At 59.0% G+C, this 20,953-nt stretch carries 17 protein-coding genes, 4 tRNA genes and 3 pseudogenes; 15 read left to right on the top strand and 9 right to left on the bottom strand.

Annotated elements, in window-relative coordinates:
* Positions 1 to 87 precede the first annotated feature (87 nt).
* Together AACY02_RS03840 and AACY02_RS03835 are read left to right on the top strand one after the other, a co-directional pair.
* Positions 88 to 1,743, top strand: coding sequence for an AMP-binding protein (locus tag AACY02_RS03840; RefSeq protein ID WP_339430823.1), 1,656 nt, complete (start codon positions 88 to 90; stop codon positions 1,741 to 1,743).
* A gap of 31 nt (positions 1,744 to 1,774) precedes the next feature.
* Entirely contained in the window at positions 1,775 to 2,218 is a 444-nt protein-coding gene (locus tag AACY02_RS03835) for a hotdog fold thioesterase (RefSeq protein ID WP_339430822.1), read from the top strand.
* A 1-nt stretch (position 2,219) separates the two neighbouring features.
* Here AACY02_RS03835 and AACY02_RS03830 read toward each other — a convergent pair whose 3' ends face one another.
* A complete protein-coding gene (locus tag AACY02_RS03830) occupies positions 2,220 to 5,216 on the bottom strand; it encodes an RHS repeat-associated core domain-containing protein (protein ID WP_339430821.1) in 2,997 nt (998 codons plus the stop codon).
* Positions 5,217 to 5,432: 216 nt separating this feature from the next.
* Here AACY02_RS03830 and AACY02_RS03825 point away from each other — a divergent pair, with 216 nt between their 5' ends.
* The 4 genes from AACY02_RS03825 (at position 5,433) to AACY02_RS03810 (ending at position 9,147) form a co-directional block, all read left to right on the top strand.
* Complete coding sequence (locus tag AACY02_RS03825) at positions 5,433 to 6,239, top strand: alpha/beta fold hydrolase (RefSeq protein WP_339430820.1); 807 nt, start codon at positions 5,433 to 5,435, stop codon at positions 6,237 to 6,239.
* Positions 6,236 to 7,090 (top strand): alpha/beta hydrolase, encoded by an 855-nt coding sequence (locus AACY02_RS03820; RefSeq protein ID WP_339430819.1) that lies wholly within the window; start codon positions 6,236 to 6,238, stop codon positions 7,088 to 7,090. Before AACY02_RS03825 ends, AACY02_RS03820 begins: the two co-directional genes overlap by 4 nt.
* 127 nt (positions 7,091 to 7,217) lie before the next feature.
* The gene (locus tag AACY02_RS03815; protein ID WP_221732995.1) at positions 7,218 to 8,027 is read left to right on the top strand and encodes a DUF4892 domain-containing protein; all 810 of its coding nucleotides are present in this window, start codon (positions 7,218 to 7,220) and stop codon (positions 8,025 to 8,027) included.
* A 67-nt stretch (positions 8,028 to 8,094) separates the two neighbouring features.
* Positions 8,095 to 9,147 carry an AI-2E family transporter gene (locus AACY02_RS03810; protein ID WP_339430818.1) on the top strand — a complete coding sequence of 351 codons (1,053 nt, stop codon included), beginning with the start codon at positions 8,095 to 8,097 and terminating at the stop codon, positions 9,145 to 9,147.
* Positions 9,148 to 9,224: 77 nt separating this feature from the next.
* On the opposite strand, the pseudogene AACY02_RS03805 reads toward AACY02_RS03810, so the two are convergent.
* From AACY02_RS03805 to AACY02_RS03795, 3 genes and pseudogenes are all read right to left on the bottom strand, one after another.
* Positions 9,225 to 9,380, bottom strand: a pseudogene (locus tag AACY02_RS03805) (histidine kinase); the annotation flags it as partial.
* Between the two features lie 87 nt (positions 9,381 to 9,467).
* Positions 9,468 to 10,517 (bottom strand): sensor histidine kinase, encoded by a 1,050-nt coding sequence (locus AACY02_RS03800; protein ID WP_339430817.1) that lies wholly within the window; start codon positions 10,515 to 10,517, stop codon positions 9,468 to 9,470.
* Complete coding sequence (locus AACY02_RS03795; RefSeq protein WP_445261463.1) at positions 10,517 to 11,266, bottom strand: response regulator; 750 nt, start codon at positions 11,264 to 11,266, stop codon at positions 10,517 to 10,519. The genes AACY02_RS03800 and AACY02_RS03795 overlap by 1 nt, the downstream gene beginning before the upstream one ends.
* A gap of 295 nt (positions 11,267 to 11,561) precedes the next feature.
* Between AACY02_RS03795 and pyrF the strand changes: the two genes are divergently transcribed.
* On the top strand, positions 11,562 to 12,260 hold the full coding sequence (gene pyrF, locus AACY02_RS03790; RefSeq protein ID WP_339430816.1) for an orotidine-5'-phosphate decarboxylase: 699 nt from the start codon (positions 11,562 to 11,564) through the stop codon (positions 12,258 to 12,260).
* Positions 12,261 to 12,386: 126 nt separating this feature from the next.
* Here pyrF and AACY02_RS03780 read toward each other — a convergent pair whose 3' ends face one another.
* A complete protein-coding gene (locus AACY02_RS03780; protein ID WP_339430815.1) occupies positions 12,387 to 13,391 on the bottom strand; it encodes an NADP-dependent oxidoreductase in 1,005 nt (334 codons plus the stop codon).
* Positions 13,392 to 13,628: 237 nt separating this feature from the next.
* Between AACY02_RS03780 and AACY02_RS03775 the strand changes: the two genes are divergently transcribed.
* The 4 genes and pseudogenes from AACY02_RS03775 (at position 13,629) to AACY02_RS25925 (ending at position 16,924) form a co-directional block, all read left to right on the top strand.
* Positions 13,629 to 14,390, top strand: a complete 762-nt coding sequence (locus AACY02_RS03775; RefSeq protein WP_339430814.1) for an SDR family oxidoreductase — start codon at positions 13,629 to 13,631, stop codon at positions 14,388 to 14,390.
* Between the two features lie 191 nt (positions 14,391 to 14,581).
* Positions 14,582 to 14,779 (top strand): annotated as a pseudogene (locus AACY02_RS03770) (PLP-dependent aminotransferase family protein); the annotation flags it as partial.
* A 177-nt stretch (positions 14,780 to 14,956) separates the two neighbouring features.
* Positions 14,957 to 16,063 (top strand): annotated as a pseudogene (locus tag AACY02_RS25930) (HAMP domain-containing protein); the annotation flags it as partial.
* A complete protein-coding gene (locus tag AACY02_RS25925) occupies positions 16,043 to 16,924 on the top strand; it encodes a methyl-accepting chemotaxis protein (RefSeq protein ID WP_401160011.1) in 882 nt (293 codons plus the stop codon). The pseudogene AACY02_RS25930 and the gene AACY02_RS25925, both read left to right, overlap by 21 nt.
* Positions 16,925 to 17,065: 141 nt before the next feature.
* Here the strand turns inward: AACY02_RS25925 and AACY02_RS03760 are convergent, their stop codons facing one another.
* Positions 17,066 to 17,824 carry a hypothetical protein gene (locus AACY02_RS03760; RefSeq protein ID WP_339430812.1) on the bottom strand — a complete coding sequence of 253 codons (759 nt, stop codon included), beginning with the start codon at positions 17,822 to 17,824 and terminating at the stop codon, positions 17,066 to 17,068.
* A gap of 385 nt (positions 17,825 to 18,209) precedes the next feature.
* Between AACY02_RS03760 and AACY02_RS03755 the strand changes: the two genes are divergently transcribed.
* The 4 genes from AACY02_RS03755 to AACY02_RS03740 all read left to right on the top strand — a co-directional run bounded on the left by AACY02_RS03755 (position 18,210) and on the right by AACY02_RS03740 (position 18,622).
* Positions 18,210 to 18,285, top strand: a tRNA-Glu gene (locus AACY02_RS03755).
* Between the two features lie 2 nt (positions 18,286 to 18,287).
* A tRNA-Gly gene (locus AACY02_RS03750) sits at positions 18,288 to 18,363 on the top strand.
* Positions 18,364 to 18,467: 104 nt separating this feature from the next.
* Positions 18,468 to 18,543 (top strand) — tRNA-Glu (locus AACY02_RS03745).
* A 3-nt stretch (positions 18,544 to 18,546) separates the two neighbouring features.
* Positions 18,547 to 18,622 (top strand) — tRNA-Gly (locus AACY02_RS03740).
* A gap of 137 nt (positions 18,623 to 18,759) precedes the next feature.
* On the opposite strand, the gene AACY02_RS03735 is transcribed toward AACY02_RS03740, so the two are convergent.
* From AACY02_RS03735 to AACY02_RS03725, 3 genes are all read right to left on the bottom strand, one after another.
* Positions 18,760 to 19,398 carry a LysE family translocator gene (locus AACY02_RS03735; protein WP_339430811.1) on the bottom strand — a complete coding sequence of 213 codons (639 nt, stop codon included), beginning with the start codon at positions 19,396 to 19,398 and terminating at the stop codon, positions 18,760 to 18,762.
* 1 nt (position 19,399) lies between these two features.
* A complete protein-coding gene (locus AACY02_RS03730; RefSeq protein WP_339430810.1) occupies positions 19,400 to 20,170 on the bottom strand; it encodes a 2OG-Fe(II) oxygenase in 771 nt (256 codons plus the stop codon).
* Between the two features lie 89 nt (positions 20,171 to 20,259).
* The gene (locus AACY02_RS03725; RefSeq protein ID WP_339430809.1) at positions 20,260 to 20,886 is read right to left on the bottom strand and encodes an alanyl-tRNA editing protein; all 627 of its coding nucleotides are present in this window, start codon (positions 20,884 to 20,886) and stop codon (positions 20,260 to 20,262) included.
* Between the last annotated feature and the right edge of the window lie 67 nt (positions 20,887 to 20,953).

Here is a 20,953-nt window from a genome sequence, read left to right as displayed (position 1 = left end):
GTGGAAATTATTTGTTTGAATTTTCCAACCAAGCACTTGCTTGGTTGACTACGCTTGCTCCAGACCTAAAAAACAGGAGCGAGTCGCATGTCTGCCGCATTCCGTTTGCCGCTGGACGTGTTTTACGAACGCGAGGCGCGGCACCCGCGCCAACGCTTCCTCGTACAGCCAGTCGGGGGCGGGCAGGTCGAAACGCTGACCTGGGCCGACGTCGGCCATCAGGCCCGCTGCGCCGCGCATTGGCTGCGAGCGCGCGAGTTGCCGCAGGGCAGCCACATCGCGCTGATCTCGAAAAACTGCGCGCACTGGATCATCGCCGACCTCGCCATCTGGATGGCCGGGCACGTCTCTGTGCCGCTGTATCCCAACCTGACCGCCGACTCCGTGGCTCAGGTGCTCAACCACTCGGAAAGTGTGTTGGCGTTTATCGGCAAACTGGATGATTGGCCCGGCATGTCGAAAGGCATGCCTTTGGGCCTGCCGACCATCAGCCTGCCGCTGCATCCGGCCGGCGACTTCGATTTCAGCTGGGCCGACCTGCAACGCAGTTCACCGATCCAGGACGACCCGCGTCCCGCCGCCGAGCAACTGGCCACCATCATCTACACCTCCGGCACCACTGGCCTGCCCAAAGGCGTGATGCACAGTTTCGCCAACCTCGGGTTTGCGACGACCCATGGCACGCAGTTATTCGGGCTTAACGAGCATGATCGATTGCTCTCCTACCTGCCGCTGTGCCACGTCGCCGAGCGGATGTTTGTAGAGTTGGCGTCGATCTACACCGGGCAGACGGTGTTCTTTGCCGAAAGCCTCGAGACTTTTATCACTGACTTGCAGCGTGCGCGGCCGACCGCAATGTTTGGTGTGCCGCGAATCTGGAGCAAATTCCAGATGGGCGTTTACAGCAAGATTCCGGCAAAGCGCCTGGATTTGCTCCTCGGCCTGCCGTTCATCGGCAAGCGGGTCGGGCACAAAGTGCTTGCTGGCCTCGGGCTGGATGCCTTGCACGTCGCCCTGTCGGGCGCCGCGCCAGTGCCGCAAACCTTGCTTGCGTGGTATCAGAAACTCGGGCTCGACGTCCTGGAGGTCTACGGCATGACCGAGAGCTGCGGCTATTCGCACATCTGCCTGCCGGGTCAATACAAGCAGGGCTGGATCGGTAAACCGTGCCCGGATGTTGAAGTGCGTATCGATGAGTCCGGTGAAGTGCAGGTACGCAGTCAGGCGAACATGCTCGGCTATTTCAAGGAGCCGCAGAAAACCGCCGAAACGATCACCGAGGACGGTTTTCTGCGCACCGGTGACAAGGGCGAGCAGGATGCCGAAGGGCGCCTGCGCCTGACCGGTCGACTCAAGGAGATCTTCAAGACCAGTAAAGGCAAATATGTGGCGCCGGCACCGATCGAAAATCGGCTGGCGGTGCATTCGCGTATCGAACAGGTCTGCGTGGTGGGCGATGGTTTGAGCGCGCCGCTGGGCTTGTGCGTGCTCTCCATTGTCAATCAGGAAGAGGGGCGGGCGAGTCTGCATTCGAGCCTGGAAAAACTGCTGGAGGAGGTCAACGCGGTGCTCGACAAGCACGAGCGCCTGCGTCGACTGGTGGTGGTCAAGGACAGTTGGGCGGTGGAGAACGGGTTTCTCACGCCGACCCTGAAAATCAAACGCAACGTCATCGAAGACACCTACGGCGCGCGCTTCGAAGAATGGAGCGAGCGCAGCGAGGCGGTGCTGTGGCAGGATTGAGCGACCACTAAAACAACAAAGGAAGTCTGTGATGAGCCTGTGGCGCACCACTCCCGACATCGAGCAGTTGAACGCAATCCAGAAAAACACCATCGGCGAAGTGCTGGATATCCGTTTCGAGGCGTTCGACGAACAATCACTGACCGCGAGCATGGTCATCGACCATCGCACCCACCAGCCTTACGGCCTGCTGCACGGCGGCGCCTCGGTGGTGCTGGCTGAAACTGTCGGTTCTATGGCCAGTTATTTGTGTATCGATGCCAGCCAGTTTTATTGCGTGGGGCTTGAGATCAACGCCAACCATTTGCGTGGTTTGCGCAGTGGCCGGGTGACGGCTGTGGCCAAGCCGATTCATATCGGTCGCACCACGCATGTCTGGGATATTCGACTGACCAGCGATGAAGGCAAGGCCAGTTGTGTCTCGCGCTTGACCATGGCAGTGGTGCCGTTGGGGCAGACACCACCCTTGAGTTGAGTCATACGCTACGTCGTCTGATAACACTCATGGGCAGGTCGCCCGCGTCGGGTGTTTCCGAGTGATAACCGGCGGGTGTCGCATCTCTCCAAATCCGGTTCGCTGGAGTGAAACGATCCAGAGTGAAGTCCCCATCGTCGTACCTGGCCAGCTCGAAGGCGCCACGCTGCACATGCTGGCCCAGGTATGTGCGGGCCTCGGTGGGGGTGGCCAGGCTTTCGACGACTGCTGATTGTAAGTGGGCGTTTTCGATTGTGTTCGTTAGAGGTTCGGCGAGCAATGTCAGTGAGGCGGTCAAGGTTGAGCCGGCGGTACGTGTTACGACGCCGTATAGCCATTCCGCTGCATTCGGCACAGAAAGCCGATTGCGTTCCGGGCTGCTGTAGTCACCTCCACGCAATGAGTTGATCGTGGTTGTGGACGCTCCATCCAGGCCTTCCACGGTAGCGGCGACAGTGATATCCAGGCCAGGTGGCAGATTTGCCCCGAGCGCACCGTCAGCAAAAAGAACGGCTCCATAGAAGGCGGTGCGCCAAGCGGTCGTGGTACCGCTTGGCGCAATCGTGACACTGGGGCCGACGCTGGCGAACGCGCGCTGGCCTGCTTCCCTTGTCATGCTCTTGGGCACACTGGCAAGTATGCTGATGGCTGTCATGTTCAAGGTTTCCCGCTCAGACAGGTACGCATACAGTGGAGCGGCGGCTCCCGCCGCAGCGCCCGCCAGCCCCAAGATACCGGCCATGACTTTCTGTGTGGTGCGGTTGTAGTTGCGGCTGCTGGCAATACGACTGCCTGCTCCTATCCCCATGGAACCACCGGCCAACGCACCCACCATGCTGCCTGCTAGGGTCAATCCCAGATTGACACCCGGGTCTGGCGGTGAGTCCGGATCGCCGGTTGCCCATTGCTCCAACCCTCTTGCAGCAAAATATTTAACCGCTCCTGCGGCCAGTGCACTCACACTGTCCCGGCCAAAGGTTGCCAGAGCGGCGCCCACGCCTTCTTTCAGTGTGACCAGTCCCTGGAAGTCCACGTTCCCGACAGGGTTGCCGTGCACCATGGCAAACAGATTCAGTCCGTCCTGCACCCCCAGCGGGTCCGCATTGAGCCAGCGCTGAAGCCATGGCGTGTAGTAACGAAAACCGTAGTAATACAGGCCACTGGCATCCCGTTCCTTGCCCGAGTAGCGCAGGGTCTTGTAGCTCGCTTCGACCAGGCTTCGGCCCGCCCACCAACAGGTACCGCCAAACGGGTAATAGCTTTCCCGGGAGATCATCTGTGCCTGGGCGTCCAGTTCAATGGTGCTGGAGTTCAATTGATCGGTGAAGCTGTAGCGCTGCTGATGCTGGGGTATGCCGTGTGGTGGCGGTTTTTCAAAGTGCAACATCTGGATTGTCGCGCGACCGGCCTTGACGGTGATGACGTGTACGGTCTGATTCGGATCGGTGCGAATTTCCAGACCGGGCAAGTAGCGCGTTTCACTGAGTCGTTGCACCGATGCGGTACAGGCCTGACGGATTTTTCGCAGGCGTTGACCGCTGCCGTCATAGATGTAGAACTCGCAATCATTCGGTTCACCCTCTCGAACCACCTGATCAACCTGTTGCAATTCATTGCGTCGATCCCATTGCAGCGTTTGCCCTTCGTCTTGGAGAAACACGCGGTTGCCATTGGCGTCGTAAGCGGCGGCAATCGCCTGCTCATCGGGCAGATGGCCGTCGGGGCTTTCCGGCAGGCTGCGATTGCTGGCGCTGGCCACAACCGTGCGCTCGGTGCGGTTTCCACTGGCGGCGCGGTGCTCCATCAACAGCAGATTGCCGGACGGATCATAGGTGTAAGTGCGCGTGTAGTTTTCCAACTGACCCGGGTCGGCAGGAGAGGCAAATGCCGGCAGCTGTGGCCCGCCCGCAGCGTTGCGGATCTGCCGGCCACTGGCCTCGATCAAGCGCGAGAGGCTGTCGTAACGGTAGCGGCAGATCGCGTCTGTTCGCTGGTTACGGTGATAGACAGCCGCCTCTGCGCTATCGCTGATGCGAGTGATATTGCCGACTGCGTCGTACGCGTAGGACAGATCCTGGAGGATCGAGCCATGACTGGTCTGGCTCCTCAGACGTTGCAGGCGGCCATCGTCGAGGCTGAATGTCGCTTGGGAGATCACGTCATTTCCCGCGCGTTGCTGCTCAATAAGCCCAAAGGCGTTGTAGTGGATATCGCTGACCAGCGTCTGGCTGTCGTCGTTTGCGGCCAGTGTCAGACGGGTTTCTTTCACATGGCCCGCCACGTCTTGAAGCTGTATCTGCCGATTTCCCAAGGCATCTGTCTGACCAACCGACTCGCCAAGGGCGTTGTAGCTGAAGTGGGTCGCGGCCGATCGGGTTTCCAGAAAAAAATCGCGATCGACTTCCACTTCCGGCCAGTCCACCGCCCACGCGGGATCGGCACTGAAGGTGCGACAAAGTTGCAGTGGTTGCCCGCTCATACTGAGTTCAGTGAAGTGCAGGGTGCCTGCGGTGTCGTCATGCCGAATCAATCGGCCACGGCGGTTATGGTGGACTTCATCCGGATCATCGAAATAGGTGAAGCGCTCCGTACAGTGTTCAGGCTCGTCGCCAGACTGCTCGAAAGTGGCGCTCGGTCGTCGCAGAGCATCATGGACGATACGGCTGTGGTTGCGTTTCTGATCCCATCCGTCAATGTGAGCGCCGTCCTCTGCGAGCAAGCTCAGGCGCCAGCCTGCATCGCTGTTTTCACTCGACAGCATGGCGCCTGACAGGCTGAACACATTGCTCTGATTCGCCGGGCCGGGTTTTTCAGGTGTGTGCTCGCGGAACAGTCTGGGATCGCGACTCAATACCGTGCGCCCCGCTGCATCATGCGTCTGGTGAGTGATGTAACTCTCGGGTGCCAAAGTCTCATCGCGACGATGGTAATTCACGCTGCGTAATACCAGGCCTCGAGCGTCGAAGGCCTGGATGGCGGGTGTATTCGCGTGAGTCATGGGCGCCGGCAGCTTTGATGAGGGTAATCCTCTTATCAGCCTGAACACGGCGTGGGTCAACTGACAGAACTGACAGTTGACAAAAACACCCACACGGCGGTGCGTCGGATATAGCCATGGCGCGACTGTCATCATTCCTGGCCGTTACGGTCATTGCTGTGAGGCGCACTCTTGCGGACAATCAACGCCACGTTTCCCGCTCATGGATCTACCCGCATGTCGCAACCGATCTTTTTCGCCCACGCCAACGGATTTCCTTCGGGTACCTATGGCAAGTTGTTCGCGGCGCTGGCGCCCGAGTACCGGGTCGCGCATCTGGAGCAGCATGCCCATGACCCGCGATTTCCCGCGGACGATAACTGGTACAACCTTGTCGATGAGTTGATTCACCATTTGCAGCAGCAGGATCAACCGGTGTGGGGCGTCGGCCACTCGTTTGGCGGCGTGCTGCACCTGCATGCGGCGCTGCGTTGCCCTGAGTTGTATCGCGGCGTGGTCATGCTCGATTCCCCTGTGCTGACCCGTACCGATCAATGGGTGATCCGTGCGGCCAAGCGCTTCGGCTTCATCGACAGACTGACTCCGGCTGGACGCACCCTGGGCCGGCGCGAAGAGTTTGCCGATCTCGACAGCGCACGCAGCTACTTTGCCGGCAAGACATTGTTTCGCAGTTTCGATCCCGAATGTTTCGATGCCTATCTGCAACACGGTTTGCATCAGGTGGGCGACAAGCTGCGGTTGCGCTTCGACCCGGCCACCGAGATCAGCATCTATCGCGGGGTGCCGCACACCAGTCCCGGCCTTACCCGACAGTTGCAAGTGCCGCTGGCGGTGGTACGAGGGCACAAGAGTCGGGTGGTGATGCGTCATCACACCCGTTTCGTTTCGCGTCTTGCCCAGGGCGAGGCGCTGAGCATGCCCGGTGGCCATATGTTTCCGCTTGAACGCCCGCAAGACACGGCGCGGTTGCTCAAGAGCCTGTTCACTCGCTGGGAAAACCCTCAGGACAAGGATTGCGCATGAGCCCGACCTTCGAAGAAGTACGCCTGAACCTGCCGCATATCGAGTTGGCTGCGCACTTGTTCGGTCCCGAGGACGGTTTGCCGGTCATCGCCCTGCATGGCTGGCTCGACAATGCCAACAGCTTTGCCCGCCTGGCGCCGAAGCTCAAAGGCTTGCGCATCATGGCCCTGGACATGGCCGGGCATGGGCACTCCGGGCATCGACCGAGTGGCGCCGGTTACGCGTTGTGGGACTACGCCCATGACGTGCTGCAGGTTGCCGAGCAGATGGGCTGGAAACGTTTCGGCCTGCTCGGGCATTCGATGGGCGCCATCGTGTCGCTGGTGCTGGCCGGTTCGTTGCCGCAGCGTATCTCGCATCTGGCGTTGATCGACGGCGTGGTTCCTCCTACAGACAAAGGCGAAAACGCTGCCGAACGCATGGGCATGGCCCTGCAAGCGCAACTGGAACTGCGCGAGAAGCGCAAACCGGTCTACAACAGCCTCGACCGAGCCATCGAAGCGCGGATGAAAGGACTGGTGGCGGTCAGTCGTGAGGCGGCGGAACTGTTGGCGCAACGGGGATTGATGCCCGTGCCCGGCGGTTACACCTGGCGCACCGATAATCGCCTGACGCTGCCGTCGCCGCTGCGCCTGACCCTGGAACAGGCGATGGCTTTCGTCCAGCGCATCGACTGTCCTGCGCAATTGGTCGTCGCGGCCGACGGCATGCTGGCCAAACACCCAGAACTGCTGGAGCGTCTACCCTTTAACCGGGAACAGCTGCCCGGCGGACACCATTTGCACCTCAACGATGAGGCCGGTGCCGATCTTGTCGCAGACTGTTTCAATCGGTTCTTCGCCATTCCTTGACTTGCTGCGGGCAACTGTCGAGGCTGGGCGGGTTGAAATGGGAGATAACCATGATGGATCTTTACACCGCTACGACCCCGAATGGCCAAAGCGGCACCCAGGCCATGTCTGTCCGATGAACCTATCCATGCGTTCACTCAGTCTCTTGGCACTGTGCTGTTTCAGTTCCTTTTCAATCGCCGACGATGTACCGGGCAGTCAGGATCTACCGATCGTGCCGCGTCTGGCCGATGCACAAATCGTCGACTATCGTGCCCCGACCGAACTGGAGCGTGTCTATCCGCTCGGATCGATCCGCAAAATCAGCGGCAAGCTGCGCTTCGAAGGGCAGGTCAGTGCCAGAGGCCAAACCACGTCAGTGACCTACGAACTGCCACCGGAACACTCCGCCAACGAAGCGTTCACTGCCGCCCGTGAAGCGTTGCAAAAAAAACAGGGCGCCGAGTTGCTGTATTGGTGCGAGTCCCGTGATTGTGGCGAAAGCAGCCTGTGGGCCAATGAGGTCTTTGGTAATTCGAAACTGTTTGGTTCCGATGAGCAGCAGGCCTATCTGTTGCTAAGGCTGGCGGCTCCAAGGGATAACACGCTGATAGCGCTCTACAGCATTACGCGCGGCAATCGCAGGGCTTATCTACATGTTGAACAGTTCGTTGCCGAAGCGCCGCTGGGCGAGTTGTTGCCGACGTCTGCGACCTTGTTGCGGCAGCTCAAAAGCACCGGTGAACTGGACTTTCCAAAGTTGGTTGGCGATCCGGACGACACCTGGCTGCGGCTGATTTCCCGTGGCTTGAACCTGGATATTACGCAACGGGTGACAGTGTCGGGCCCCAAGGCCGAGGCTTGGCGACAAGCACTGATCGAGCAGGGCGTGCGCGCGAGGCGGCTGGAAGCCGGCAGTGTCGAAGGCCCTGGCTTGCACATTAATCTGTTGCGATAAGGTGTATCGGGCGGGCACGCTGTGTGTTCGCCTTTTTTTTGTCTGACTGACTTTTTCGAGACCTTACATGCTCAATAACGATCGGCTGTTGGTGCAAATCCTTCTGCTGGTGCTGTTTGGTGCCAGCCTGTGGGTGATGGCGCCGTTCTGGTCGGCGTTGTTCTGGGGCGCAGTGCTGGCGTTTGCCAGTTGGCCGCTGATGCGTCTTCTGACCCGCTGGCTCAATGGCCGCGAATCGCTGGCCGCCGCCATTCTGACGTTGGGCTGGATGTTGCTGGTGGCGGCGCCGCTGGTCTGGCTGGGGTTCAACCTGGCGGATCACGTGCGCGATGCCACGGCATTCATCAAGGATGTGCAAGTCGATGGTTTGCCGCAGGCGCCGACGTGGCTGGGAGGTTTGCCGTTTGTGGGTGAGCGGCTGGTCGGGCTCTGGAACAGCATTGATGAGCAGGGCGCCGCGTTGATGGTGTCGATCAAACCTTATCTGGGGCAGGTCGGTAACTGGTTGCTGGCGCGCAGTGCGCAGATCGGCGGCGGGATTCTCGAACTGACGTTGAGCATTGTCTTTGTCTTCTTTTTCTATCGCGACGGGCCGAGGCTGGCGGCGTTTGCTCATCGCTTGCTGGAACGCTTGATTGGCGAACGCGCCGGGTACTACATCGAATTGGTCGCTGGCACGGTTCAGCGGGTGGTCAACGGCGTGATCGGTACGGCGGCGGCGCAGGCGATTCTGGCGTTGATCGGCTTCCTGATTGCCGGCGTACCGGGGGCGTTGGTATTGGGGGTTGTGACGTTCCTGCTCAGCCTGATTCCGATGGGACCACCGCTGGTATGGGTGCCGGCCACGGCTTGGCTGGCCTGGAAGGGTGAGTATGGGATGGCGGTGTTTCTCGGGATCTGGGGGACGTTCGTCATCAGTGGCGTGGACAACGTGCTCAAGCCGTACCTGATCAGTCGCGGGGGGAATCTGCCGCTGGTAATTGTATTGCTGGGTGTCTTTGGCGGGTTGATTGCGTTTGGGTTTATCGGGTTGTTTATCGGACCTACGCTGTTGGCTGTTGCTTATAGTTTGCTGACGGACTGGAGCAAGAGTCAGGCTCGGGTTGAAGACCGCCGTTAGTTTTTTGGAATGGGACGGTATGCGCGGGCCTGAGGACTGACCTGTCTCTGGCAGGAGTCCCCAGTCCGGACTGTGGGCACCGCACGTTTCAGCTCGTCCTGATCCACCGCGCCATCGCTGTTGCTGTCGAATTTGGCGAACAGTTGCTTTTGCAGTTGCTGGCCTCGGGCGTTTTGCGTGGAGGCGCTGCGGGTGCTGGTATAGCTCGTGTAGCTGCTGACGCTACCGATCATCGGGCTCACTCCTGAACTGGAAAACCGGTGGGTGTACCGGCGCAGGCAGCCTCAAGGGGCAGGTGAGTACACACGAGGGTGGAGTTCTCAGGGTCGAGGCAGGCGGATGACTGCCGTGAGGCCGCCACCGGGGGTTTGTTCCAGGTTTAGATCTCCACCCAAACGCTGCGCGGCTTCCCGGGCAATGGTCATGCCCAGGCCGACGCCGCCGGAGTTGCGGTTGCGCGAGCCTTCCAGGCGATAAAACGGTTCAAACACTGCCTCGCGCTTGTCCTCGGCAATTCCCGGCCCATGGTCGATCACGCGGATCAGCAGTTGGCCGCGCCGATCCAGCAGTTCGATGCATGCCTGCCCGGCATAGCGCAGGGCGTTGTCCATCAGGTTATTGATGCATGAGCGCAGCGCCATCGGCTGTACCGCAAGTGGTGCGCAATGGCCGCTGACCTGCACATCCGAGCCTTGATCCTGGGCGTTTTCGCACAGAGATTCGACCAGCGCCTGCACGTCCATTAATTGCAAGGCTTCGCTGGTGCGCTGTTCGTGCAAATAGGTAAGGGTGGCATCGAGCATGCCGATCATGTCGTTCAGATCCTGGCGCATCTGGCTTTGCAATTTGTCGTCGCTGATGTTTTCCAGGCGCAGTTTCAATCGCGACAGCGGTGTGCGCAGGTCGTGGGAGACGGCGCCGAGCATTCGCGCGCGTTGCTGAATTTGTTCGCGTATCCGTTGTTGCATCAGGTTGAAGGTATGCGCTGCTTGCCGGGCTTCCCGCGGGCCGGATTCGTCCAGCGGTGGGCTGTCGAGGTCTTCACTGAGGCGCTCGGCGGCGTCACTCAAGCGCTGGATCGGGCGACTGAGCAGCTTGGCGCCATACCAAGCGGCGATCATCAAGGTAATGAACTGAAAGGTCAGTGGCACCACGGGGCCGCCGAACCAGGGTCGCGCTGGCCGTGGCGGATAGCGCGGATCCTGGTGAGGCCGTTGCCCCTCGGCATTTGGGGAAAACGCCGGGGGCGGCGGAGGTGGCGGCGGACCGTAGAGGTGAAACCAGGTGAACGCCAGCAGGTGCGCCAGGACGATCGCCACGAACAACACGCCAAACAGGCGGCCGAACAGGGTGTCGAAGCGCGCCCGCATCAGCCGATGTCTCGTGCGTCGAACAGGTAACCCTCACCGCGCACGGTTTTGATCAACTGCGGTGCTTTCGGATCGTCGCCGAGTTTCTGTCGCAGACGCGAGACCAGCAAGTCGATGCTGCGGTCGAACGCTTCAATCGAACGGCCTCGGGCGGCATCAAGCAATTGTTCGCGGCTGAGTACCCGGCGCGGGCGCTCGATGAAGACCCAGAGCAGGCGGAATTCAGCGTTGGACAGCGGCACCACCAGGCCATTGTCGGCGATCAGTTGGCGCAGAACGCTGTTCAGGCGCCAGTTGTCGAAACGAATATTGGCGCGCTGCTCGGTACGATCGTCGCGCACGCGGCGCAGAATCGTCTGAATCCGGGCGACCAGTTCACGCGGCTCGAACGGTTTGGCCATGTAGTCATCGGCACCCAGTTCCAGGCCGATGATGCGATCGGTGGGTTCGCAGCGGGCGGTTAACATCAGGATCGGGATGTCCGATTCGGCGCGCAGCCAACGGCACAGCGACAAACCGTCTTCGCCGGGCAGCATCAGGTCCAGCACCACCACATCAAAATGTTCGGCTTGCATCGCCTGGCGCATCGCCGCGCCGTCAGTGACGCCACTGGCGTGGATATTGAAACGGGCAAGGTAATCGATCATCAGCTCGCGGATCGGCACGTCATCGTCGACGATCAGGGCGCGAATGCTCCAGCGCTTGTCGTCTTTGGGCTCATCCGTTCCGGTGGTTTGGGTGTTGTGCATGGGGCTGTTCATCTGCCAGTAGGCCGCCAACCACAAAGATGGGCTGCGAGGTTGTGGTTTCAGCATAGGTGTCCGGCCGCGAAGCGGGAAGTGCTGATGTAAGGACGTGTTTCGGCTGGCGAGGCTAGCGCGGGCGCTTGTTGGCGACATGTCGGTTGTGTATCGGAGTCGACACAATAGCGTCGAACGCTATGCTGATCACGTTTGGCGCGACGAATTACCGATCATCGGGTGCCGCGCCGCCGCCGGTTCCGCTACAATGCGCGCCGATTTCGACTTGCCTGAGAGCCCATCCATGTCCGCCTGCCAGACTCCTATCATCGTCGCCCTGGATTTTCCCACCCGTGACGCCGCACTGAAGCTGGCCGACCAGTTGGACCCGAAGCAGTGCCGGGTCAAAGTGGGCAAGGAACTGTTCACCAGTTGCGCCGCCGAAATCGTTGGCACCCTGCGTGACAAGGGTTTTGAAGTCTTCCTCGATCTGAAATTCCACGACATTCCCAACACCACCGCGATGGCCGTGAAAGCCGCCGCCGAGATGGGTGTGTGGATGGTCAACGTGCATTGCTCCGGTGGCCTGCGCATGATGGCCGCCTGCCGTGAAGAACTGGACAAGCGCAGCGGCCCGCAACCGTTGCTGATCGGCGTGACCGTGCTGACCAGCATGGAACGCGAAGATCTGGCCGGTATCGGTCTGGATATCGAGCCGCAGGAGCAGGTGCTGCGTCTGGCGGCACTGGCCGAGAAGGCCGGGCTGGACGGTCTGGTGTGCTCGGCGCTGGAAGCCACCGCACTGAAAACCGCGCATCCGTCGCTGCAACTGGTGACCCCCGGAATTCGCCCGGCGGGTAGCGCGCAGGACGATCAGCGCCGTATTCTGACCCCGCGTCAGGCGCTGGATGCCGGCTCCGATTATCTGGTGATCGGCCGTCCGATCAGCCAGGCGGCAGATCCGGCCAGGGCGCTGGCCGCTGTCGTGGCCGAAATCGCCTGATCAAACGCTGAAGATCCAAAATGTGGGAGCGGGCTTGCTCGCGAAGTAGGCGTATCAGTCGACACAGATGTTGACTGACACACCGCCTTCGCGAGCAAGCCCGCTCCCACATTGGTTTCTGGTGGCTTAAACCTTCAGCACCAACTTGCCGAAATTCTCACCGCTGAACAATTTCATCAGCGTCTCGGGGAAGGTCTCCAGGCCTTCGACGATGTCTTCCTTGCTTTTGAGCTGCCCCTTGGCCATCCAGCCGGCCATTTCCTGTGCCGCACTGGCGTATTGCGCGGCATAGTCCATCACCACAAACCCTTCCATGCGCGCACGATTGACCAACAGCGACAGATAGTTGGCCGGGCCTTTGACCGCTTCCTTGTTGTTGTACTGACTGATGGCGCCGCAGATCACCACTCGCGCTTTCGGCGCCAGGCGGCTCAGCACAGCGTCAAGGATGTCGCCACCGACGTTATCGAAATAAACGTCCACACCTTTCGGACATTCGCGTTTAAGCCCTGCCACCACGTCTTCGTTTTTGTAGTCGATAGCGCCGTCGAAGCCCAGTTCATCGATGAGGAATTTGCACTTGTCGGCGCCACCGACAATGCCCACCACACGGCAACCTTTGATCTTGGCGATCTGTCCGGCAATGCTGCCCACTGCGCCCGCAGCCCCGGACAACACCACCGTGTCGCCAGCCTTAGGCACGCCCACCTCAAGCAGCGCGAAGTAGGCGGTCATCCCGGTCATGCCCAGTGCCGACAGATAAACCGGTAGCGGCGCCAGTTTCGGATCGACTTTGTAGAAACCTCTTGGCTCGCCGAGGAAATAATCCTGCACGCCGATGGCTCCGTTGACGTAGTCCCCGACGGCAAAGCCCGGGTTGTTCGACGCGAGCACTTTTCCTACGCCGAGCGCACGCATGACTTCACCGATGCCGACCGGTGGGATGTAGGACTTGCCCTCGTTCATCCAGCCACGCATGGCCGGGTCGAGGGACAGGTATTGGTTCTTGACCAGAATCTGTCCCGCAGCCGGTTCACCGACCGGCACTTCCTGATAAGTGAAGGTCTCGCGGGTGGCAGCGCCCACCGGGCGTTTGGCGAGCAGGAACTGGCGATTGGTCTGGGAAGTCATGGCAGGTTCTCGAATTGAATTAAGCCTTGTTGATAGACCTTCACCGGCGATGTCGCAAGGTTGGCTGATGCGGCGAATGCACATCGATCCAGTGCAGTGATAGTGATCTACGGGGTTCTATCACTGGGGCGCATGGGCGCCTAAACAGGCTTTTGATAGTGCTGACGTCTGGTAGAACCCTGTGGCTATGCTGCACTTGAACCCATCCCCTGCATTTACCCGTTCGAGGACATAACAATGAGCATGACGTTTTCCGGTCAGGTTGCCGTAGTCACTGGTGCGGCCAACGGCATTGGCCGTGCGACCGCACAGGCCTTCGCCGCCGAAGGCCTGAAAGTGGTGGTGGCCGATCTGGATGCGGCAGGGGGCGAGGGCACGGTGGCGCTGATTCGTACAGCGGGCGGTGACGCCACTTTTGTGCGTTGCAATGTCACCGACGAAAACGACGTAAAAAACCTGATGGAAGAGGTGATCAATGTTTACGGCCGCCTCGACTACGCCTTCAACAATGCCGGGATCGAAATCGAGAAAGGCAAGCTGGCCGAAGGCTCGATGGATGAGTTTGACGCGATCATGGGCGTCAACGTCAAAGGCGTCTGGCTGTGCATGAAATACCAGTTGCCGCTGTTGCTGGCGCAGGGCGGCGGAGCAATCGTCAACACTGCCTCGGTGGCCGGGCTGGGTGCTGCGCCGAAGATGAGCATCTATGCAGCATCGAAACACGCGGTGATCGGTCTGACCAAATCGGCAGCCATCGAATATGCGAAGAAGAAAATCCGCGTCAACGCGGTATGCCCGGCCGTGATCGATACCGATATGTTTCGCCGTGCCTACGAGGCTGATCCGAAGAAGGGCGAGTTTGCCAACGCCATGCATCCGGTAGGCCGCATCGGCAAGGTCGAAGAGATCGCCAGTGCCGTGCTGTATCTGTGCAGCGATGGTGCCGCGTTCACCACGGGACATTCTTTGGCCGTGGACGGTGGTGTCACCGCGTTCTGAAAAAGCGCCGCTTGAAAGAACCCGCCTTCGTGCGGGTTTTCTTTTTATGGACCGCCGTCAGTTCCGTTAAACCGATAAACAATGTGTATCAAATGATTAGAACGGTCGCTTTTGGCGGCGTTGTCGCACAGCCTGTGCGGCGTGGCTGTGATTTACTGCCGCCAGCAAAACGGACAGGAGTTTGCTTGCTCATGGAATTGAGAATTGATCGACAGGCAATGGTGCCGGTCGTACAGCAGATTGTTGACGGACTGACTGACTGGATCCTGCAAAGCGGGGTACCGCCGGCTACCCGCTTGCCCTCTGTTCGGCAAATCGCCCGGGGTAATCTGCTCAGTCAGTCATGTGTCGTCGAGGCTTGTGAGCGGTTGGTAGCGCAAGGCGTTCTTTACGCCTGTGATCCGCGCGCCCGCCAGTTTTTTCGCAATACCGGTTCGGATCGACCTCAAGTGTTCTGAAAACGACGCGGGCGTAGCTTTTTGCCATTATTCCGACGCCAGAGACTTGTGCTGGTTCATGGCCATTGCGACTCTTCATCAACAGACTTTGGCAGGGGACTACGCGCAATGATTTCGGCCGTGCAAGCACGTTTTGCCAACCTTGGTATGGCAAAAAAACTGGGTATCGGGTTTGCGTTGGTCTTGCTGCTGACCGCGCTGGTGGCAGCCATTGGTGTCTGGTCTCTGCAAACCATCAGCCAGCGTTTCGACGGGCTCAAACAGATGTCCTCGCTCAATAGCGGCCTGCTCAACGTTCGCTTGCTCGAGCAGGAATACGCCTTGCGCGGTGATCCTAAAACCGCCGATGCCGTGCGTGAGGGCGTGGACGGGCTTATTGCCCGGGCCAATGAGCTCAAGGCGCAATCACCGGTCAACGTGCCAGTGATGACGGATGTCGAGCAGTCGCTGGCGGCCTATCGAAAGGCATTCGATGAGTTCGTTTCGCTGACCCAGGCCAAGGATCTGGCGCTGGAAATGGCCAGTTGGTCGGTTTCCAGTGTGGCCAACAATCTCGACTTGTTGCAGGCCGGGCTGGCGGACGACGGTGCGTATACCTTGAAGGATTCCGAGGGCAAGGATGGCGCGCAATTCATTGAGCAGGCCAGTCAGGTCAGTCAGGTGTCGAAGCTGATGCTGCAAGCGATGAATGAGGCACGGGTTCGACTGGATCAAAGCCGCAAAGGTGATGCCGACAATGCCGACAAAGGCAAAATCGAACAGGCTGCCCAAGCCCAGGCGCAGGCTGATGAGTTGAAGTCCACGGTCAAGGACGAAGGCTATCTGACGGTGCTCAATGAAGTCTTGGGGCACATCGCAGGTTTCAACGAAAAACTGGCTGAGTACACCGGGCTGCTGGCTCAGGAAAAGACTGTTTATGAACAATTGCACGAGCGTGCTGCGCAGGTGGTAGAGCGGGTGAATCAGGCTTATGTCGCGCAAGACAGCGCGATGCAGGCTGAACTTAAGAAGAACGCGCTGCTGATCATTGGCTCATCGGCGCTGGCACTGCTTGTCGGTTTGATCGCTGCGTGGGTGATTACCCGTTTGATCGTCGCGCCGTTGCGCAGCGTGATTCAAGTCGCGCAGCAGATTGCTGCCGGAGATCTGAGTGCAACGGTCGAGGTCACCCGTCGTGATGAAATTGGCCAACTGATGTTGGCGATGCAGCAGATGGGGGCGGGCTTGAGCACGATTGTCAGCGGGTTGCAGGCCGGTATTGAGCAGTTGGCCAGTTCGGCACAATCGCTGTCGGCCGTGACCGAACAGACCAACCTTGAGGTCAGCAGTCAGAAGGAAGAAACCGAGCAGGTGGCCACGGCCATGAATCAGATGACCGCTACTGTTCACGATGTTGCGCGCAACGCGGAAGAGGCGGCGTTGGCGGCGCAGACGGCGGATGACAAGGTCGAAAGTGGTCAGCAGGTCGTGCGCCAGAGCATGGCGCGGATCGAGCAACTGGCTGATTCGGCGACTTCGGCCAGTTCCAGTATCGAAAGCCTCAGCGCTGAAATCCAGAATATCGGTACGGTGCTGGAGGTGATCAAAAGCGTGGCCGAGCAGACCAATCTTTTGGCATTGAATGCGGCAATCGAAGCGGCGCGGGCCGGTGAGCAGGGCAGGGGCTTTGCAGTGGTGGCCGATGAGGTTCGTGCTTTGGCCCGGCGTACGCAGCAATCGACTGAGGAGATCGAGCGCTTGGTCAGTGCTTTGCGCTCGGCGGCGCATTCTTCGGTGCAGCAGATTCAGAGCAGTGGTGAACTGGTGAAGCTGGCCGTCAGTGATGCCTTGCAGACGGAGAGTGCGTTGGGGAGTATTGCGGCGGCGGTTTCGCTGATTCAGCAGATGAATCAGCAGATTGCGGCGGCGGCCGAGGAGCAGAGTTCAGTGGCGGAGGAGATCAATCGCAGTGTGACGAGTATTCGCGCGAGTGCCGATCAGTCGTCGATTGCAATGCGTGGGAATGCAGCCTCGAGTGTTGAACTGGCGCAGTTGGGGGGCGAGTTGCGCGGGATGGTCGGGCATTTTCGGCTTTGATGACTTGACGACCTGGCAGGTGTACTCGCTTCAAACTGTGGGCTTGCTCGCGAAGAGGGATGTAACTTCTGTGAGGCTGGGCCCCAACCGCATGACCACAAAAAAGCCACCTCTCGGTGGCTTAGCTTTCAACGTCAGCGATCAGTCGTAGATCACTTTCTTCTTCCAGTCCGCATCGGTTTCGGCATCTTTGAGGCCAGCGGTCAGTTGGTTCTCTTCTCCTTCAACTGGCGCAATCTTGTCCATGACTTGGGCATTGGCGCGGGCGAGGAGTTTTTCCAGGTATTGCAACTGTTCGGAATAGATCTGCGGATCCTGTTGTTTGCGCAGGTATTGCACGCCGCGCTCGAAGGCGAGGCGGGCCTGGCCAGGTTGGTTTTGTTGCAAAGCTTGTTGGCCGAGGTTGTTGAAAAACTCAATGTGCAGCAGCACCAGAATGTGGCGGACTTCGCGAACCCAGTGCTTGGCTTCGTTCGGCGGCAGGAAGCCGTCATGGGCGGCACGGGTGATCTGTCCGTGGAGGGCTTCGAGCAGGAAACGCACGTCTTTGGCTTTGGCTTCGGTCAGAATCGGTGCCGGCGGGTTGTTGATCGGGATCGACTCGCCTTGGGCCACCAGTGCGCTCAGTTCAGTGATGCGTGCTTTAGTCGTCGCACTGGTTTTCTCAAGATTCAACAGACGCTGGCAGACATTGAGTTCCAGGCGGGTCAGCAGCAGCTTGAGTGCAGGCGTCATGAATTGACCTGGAAAGGTCTCGGTCAGTTCGCCGCAGCGACGCAGGCGGTCGTTGAGTTCGACTTTGGTGCGGGCCTTCTCCAGTTTGCTGTTTTCCACCACATGGTTCATATAGCCAATGGCGATCAGAATTGCTATCCCGGCTATGACTAGCAGGGTGATCATGAGTGGTGTCACCGGTAAGACCTCTTTATAGGGTTCACATGCGAGTGTAGTGGCTGGGGCATTTATGCGCCTAGCGCCGCTCGACGAATTGGATCGGCAGGTGCAATCTGTATCGGCCGTTTGTTGCTTATATGAATGCTGGCCCTTGATGTGCAGATTGCCATCACTGTGCGGTGGACTATAACGTCTTGTCGACCGCCGGAATATAGGCGTCAAACGCCGGGCGACGGAAAAGCCCGATTGGCTTCGTAAAGCAGGTCGAAGTCATTGATTTAAATAAATTTATATCAGGGGGTTGACGACCTCTCAATCCATCCATAGAATGCGCGCCACTTGCAGCGTAAAGCACACAGCGAAACGAAGCAGGGAGTGAATGTTGTAGTGTGTCCCCTTCGTCTAGTGGCCTAGGACACCGCCCTTTCACGGCGGTAACAGGGGTTCGAGTCCCCTAGGGGACGCCAATGCGGGAATAGCTCAGTTGGTAGAGCACGACCTTGCCAAGGTCGGGGTCGCGAGTTCGAGTCTCGTTTCCCGCTCCAATTTTAAACAGCACTGCTTTCGGGCGGAGCTGAGTGAAACCAGAGCCAAGTCTTCGGATGCGGGTCTGGACACCGAAACACACACCATGTGTTCCGGGTAGCGTGTCCCCTTCGTCTAGTGGCCTAGGACACCGCCCTTTCACGGCGGTAACAGGGGTTCGAGTCCCCTAGGGGACGCCATTTGCGGGAATAGCTCAGTTGGTAGAGCACGACCTTGCCAAGGTCGGGGTCGCGAGTTCGAGTCTCGTTTCCCGCTCCAATTTCACAAAAACGCCGCTCTATTGAGCGGCGTTTTTGTATGCGTGTGTTTTTACTTTACGGATTGAAGTCATCGAGTCAGTCAAAAAAAGAGGCCCGCCGAAGAGATTCGGCGGGCCTTTTGCGTTTCAGTTCGGATTACCAGGACAGCATCAGTCGGCCGGCAAACAAAATCAGCACGACGCCCATGGTGCGTTCGAACCAATGCCCCATGCGCATGAACAGCAAACGCACTTTGTTGCTGGAGAAGAACAGCGCGACGATGACGAACCACAACGCGTTTACAAAACACATCCACAGACCATAGAACGCCTGGATTTGCAGGGGCGTGCTGGCGCTGATGATCGTGGTGAAGATTGCGAGGAAAAACAGCGTCGCCTTGGGGTTGGTGGCATTGGTCAGAAAACCGGTACTGAACGCCTTGAACAGAGATTGCTCAACCAACGTTTGCTCCGCTGTTTTTTCGCCATCGAGGGTGGTTTTCGGTTTGCTGCGGATCAGGCTGACACCGAGATACAGAATGTAGGCGCCCCCCACCACTTTAGCCGCGGTCAGCAGCCACGGCGTGGTGTGCATGAGTGCGCCGACACCGAGCAGCGTGTACAGAACGTGCACGGAAATCCCCGCCCCAATGCCCAGCGCCGTGCAAATCCCGACCAAGCGGCCAAAGCGCACACTCTGGCGAATAGTGACCGCAAAGTCAGGGCCGGGAGCGACCACGGCCAGAAAATGGATGGTGGCCAGCGCCAGAAACTCGCCCAGGTAATTCGATAACATTTCAGCTCCAGAAGGTCAGGGGTGAAGCATTGCCGCGATAGCCGACAAAGAAGGACAGGCTCAAGCGCGGATCCGCTACACCCGGAGTCACCGAGTGCATGCAGCGCGAATTGAACATGATGAAATCGCCGGGTTCGGGCCGAACCTCAAGTGTGGGCGGTCCAAGCAGGGTCGGGTCGATGCCGTAACTGTCGCCTCGCATTTCGTCGAACAGTTCGGGCGTTATGTCGTCGTCCCACATCTGCAACGCGCCACCTTCGGTCGGCATGTTCAGGTACACGTTGCAGGCAAACTGTGCTTCCAGGCTGCGCGCTTGAAAGCTCTCCGGTGCGTCCTTGGCGAAAATGTCGTGGTGGGCGAGGAAGCACACGCCGGGTTTTACGACACGCGACAGGCCTACATACATTTTGCGACCGTATAGATTTTCCAGATGCGCACCGGCCGGCCACGACTCGTCGAGCATGCAGCGCAGTGTGTCGACCGGTGAAGAGTAGGGGGCGCAGCGATTACGCAGTTCGGCGATGTTGCTGGTGGCGCGTTCGAAGTAATCCTCGATCAGCAGCGGCTGGTTTTCCGCCTCGTAAAACGCCATACCGATACGGCCGATACTCGGTGCGTTGATGTAGCCCTCAAAGCCTGGGGCGAGAATCTTGTCGCCAATCTGGATTGCCAGCGGTTCGGGCAAAAAGCCTTTGACGCGAATGGCGAGGACTTCTTCGTTGGCCAGTTTTTTTATGCACGTCTCATCGAGACGCTCGACGTCTAGCATCATTTTTTTAGGTCCATCTATCGATAGTCAACGGAACCGGCGAATGCGGTTCCCCGGCGCCGGACATTGCGCGGAGCAATGTCCGGAAATGCTCAATCCACGCTGTAGTGGACGGACAATGTGCCTTTCTTCTGTGAAAGGGACGCGATCGTGACTGTGCCCAGATCCTTCAGGCTTCGTACATGGGTGCCACCGCAGCCATAGGCTGGCAGTTCACCAAAACCGATTTCCCGCGCGCCTTCGCGCAGCGAGGTCAGGCGTGGCAGATCGTGCTCGATCCACTGATCGATACCGAGTTGAACGGTGTGTGCGTCAACTTCCTGTGCGGCATCACCTGGCTTGAATTGCACGCGGCCTTCATTCGGCCAGTGGTGCGCTTTGACAGGCGTCCACCCCATGGCCTGGACGAAGTGCCCGATCAAATGCCCGGCCGAATGCAGGCGAGTATTGAAGCAGCGGCGATCTTCGTCGACGCGAATACAGGTCATGCCGAGCGTGACCGGTCGATCAACGAAATGGATGATTCGATCTGCTTCTTGCACTACGCGCAGCACCTGGCTTGCGCCGATCCAGCCGGTATCACAGGGTTGGCCGCCACCTTGCGGATGAAACAGGGTAGCGCGCAGTTCTACCGCGAATTCGTTCTCGTGGGGCGTGCAGTCGAGGACTTCTACATTGGCCTTGAGGTCATCACTATGGAAAAAGAGGCGAAGCGTCATATTCCATGCCCTTATTAAAGTTTCTATTTTTATTATATGAATCGTGCAATAACGTGATAATCCGTTC

Source organism: Pseudomonas sp. EA_65y_Pfl2_P78 (genome assembly GCF_963970495.1).
Taxonomy (GTDB): domain Bacteria; phylum Pseudomonadota; class Gammaproteobacteria; order Pseudomonadales; family Pseudomonadaceae; genus Aquipseudomonas; species Aquipseudomonas baetica_A.
This window is presented reverse-complemented; position numbering and strand designations above follow the sequence as displayed.

Coding starts and splice junctions, on each gene's coding strand:
- AACY02_RS03825 (WP_339430820.1), top strand. CDS start 5,433: ATGTCGCAACCGATCTTTTTCGCCCACGCCAACGGATTTCCTTCGGGT.
- AACY02_RS25925 (WP_401160011.1), top strand. CDS start 16,043: ATGTTGGCGATGCAGCAGATGGGGGCGGGCTTGAGCACGATTGTCAGC.
- AACY02_RS03780 (WP_339430815.1), bottom strand. CDS start 13,391: ATGACTTCCCAGACCAATCGCCAGTTCCTGCTCGCCAAACGCCCGGTG.
- AACY02_RS03775 (WP_339430814.1), top strand. CDS start 13,629: ATGAGCATGACGTTTTCCGGTCAGGTTGCCGTAGTCACTGGTGCGGCC.
- pyrF (WP_339430816.1), top strand. CDS start 11,562: ATGTCCGCCTGCCAGACTCCTATCATCGTCGCCCTGGATTTTCCCACC.
- AACY02_RS03795 (WP_445261463.1), bottom strand. CDS start 11,266: ATGCACAACACCCAAACCACCGGAACGGATGAGCCCAAAGACGACAAG.
- AACY02_RS03725 (WP_339430809.1), bottom strand. CDS start 20,886: ATGACGCTTCGCCTCTTTTTCCATAGTGATGACCTCAAGGCCAATGTA.
- AACY02_RS03800 (WP_339430817.1), bottom strand. CDS start 10,517: ATGCGGGCGCGCTTCGACACCCTGTTCGGCCGCCTGTTTGGCGTGTTG.
- AACY02_RS03735 (WP_339430811.1), bottom strand. CDS start 19,398: ATGTTATCGAATTACCTGGGCGAGTTTCTGGCGCTGGCCACCATCCAT.
- AACY02_RS03835 (WP_339430822.1), top strand. CDS start 1,775: ATGAGCCTGTGGCGCACCACTCCCGACATCGAGCAGTTGAACGCAATC.
- AACY02_RS03820 (WP_339430819.1), top strand. CDS start 6,236: ATGAGCCCGACCTTCGAAGAAGTACGCCTGAACCTGCCGCATATCGAG.
- AACY02_RS03760 (WP_339430812.1), bottom strand. CDS start 17,824: ATGATCACCCTGCTAGTCATAGCCGGGATAGCAATTCTGATCGCCATT.
- AACY02_RS03830 (WP_339430821.1), bottom strand. CDS start 5,216: ATGACTCACGCGAATACACCCGCCATCCAGGCCTTCGACGCTCGAGGC.
- AACY02_RS03815 (WP_221732995.1), top strand. CDS start 7,218: ATGCGTTCACTCAGTCTCTTGGCACTGTGCTGTTTCAGTTCCTTTTCA.
- AACY02_RS03730 (WP_339430810.1), bottom strand. CDS start 20,170: ATGATGCTAGACGTCGAGCGTCTCGATGAGACGTGCATAAAAAAACTG.
- AACY02_RS03810 (WP_339430818.1), top strand. CDS start 8,095: ATGCTCAATAACGATCGGCTGTTGGTGCAAATCCTTCTGCTGGTGCTG.
- AACY02_RS03840 (WP_339430823.1), top strand. CDS start 88: ATGTCTGCCGCATTCCGTTTGCCGCTGGACGTGTTTTACGAACGCGAG.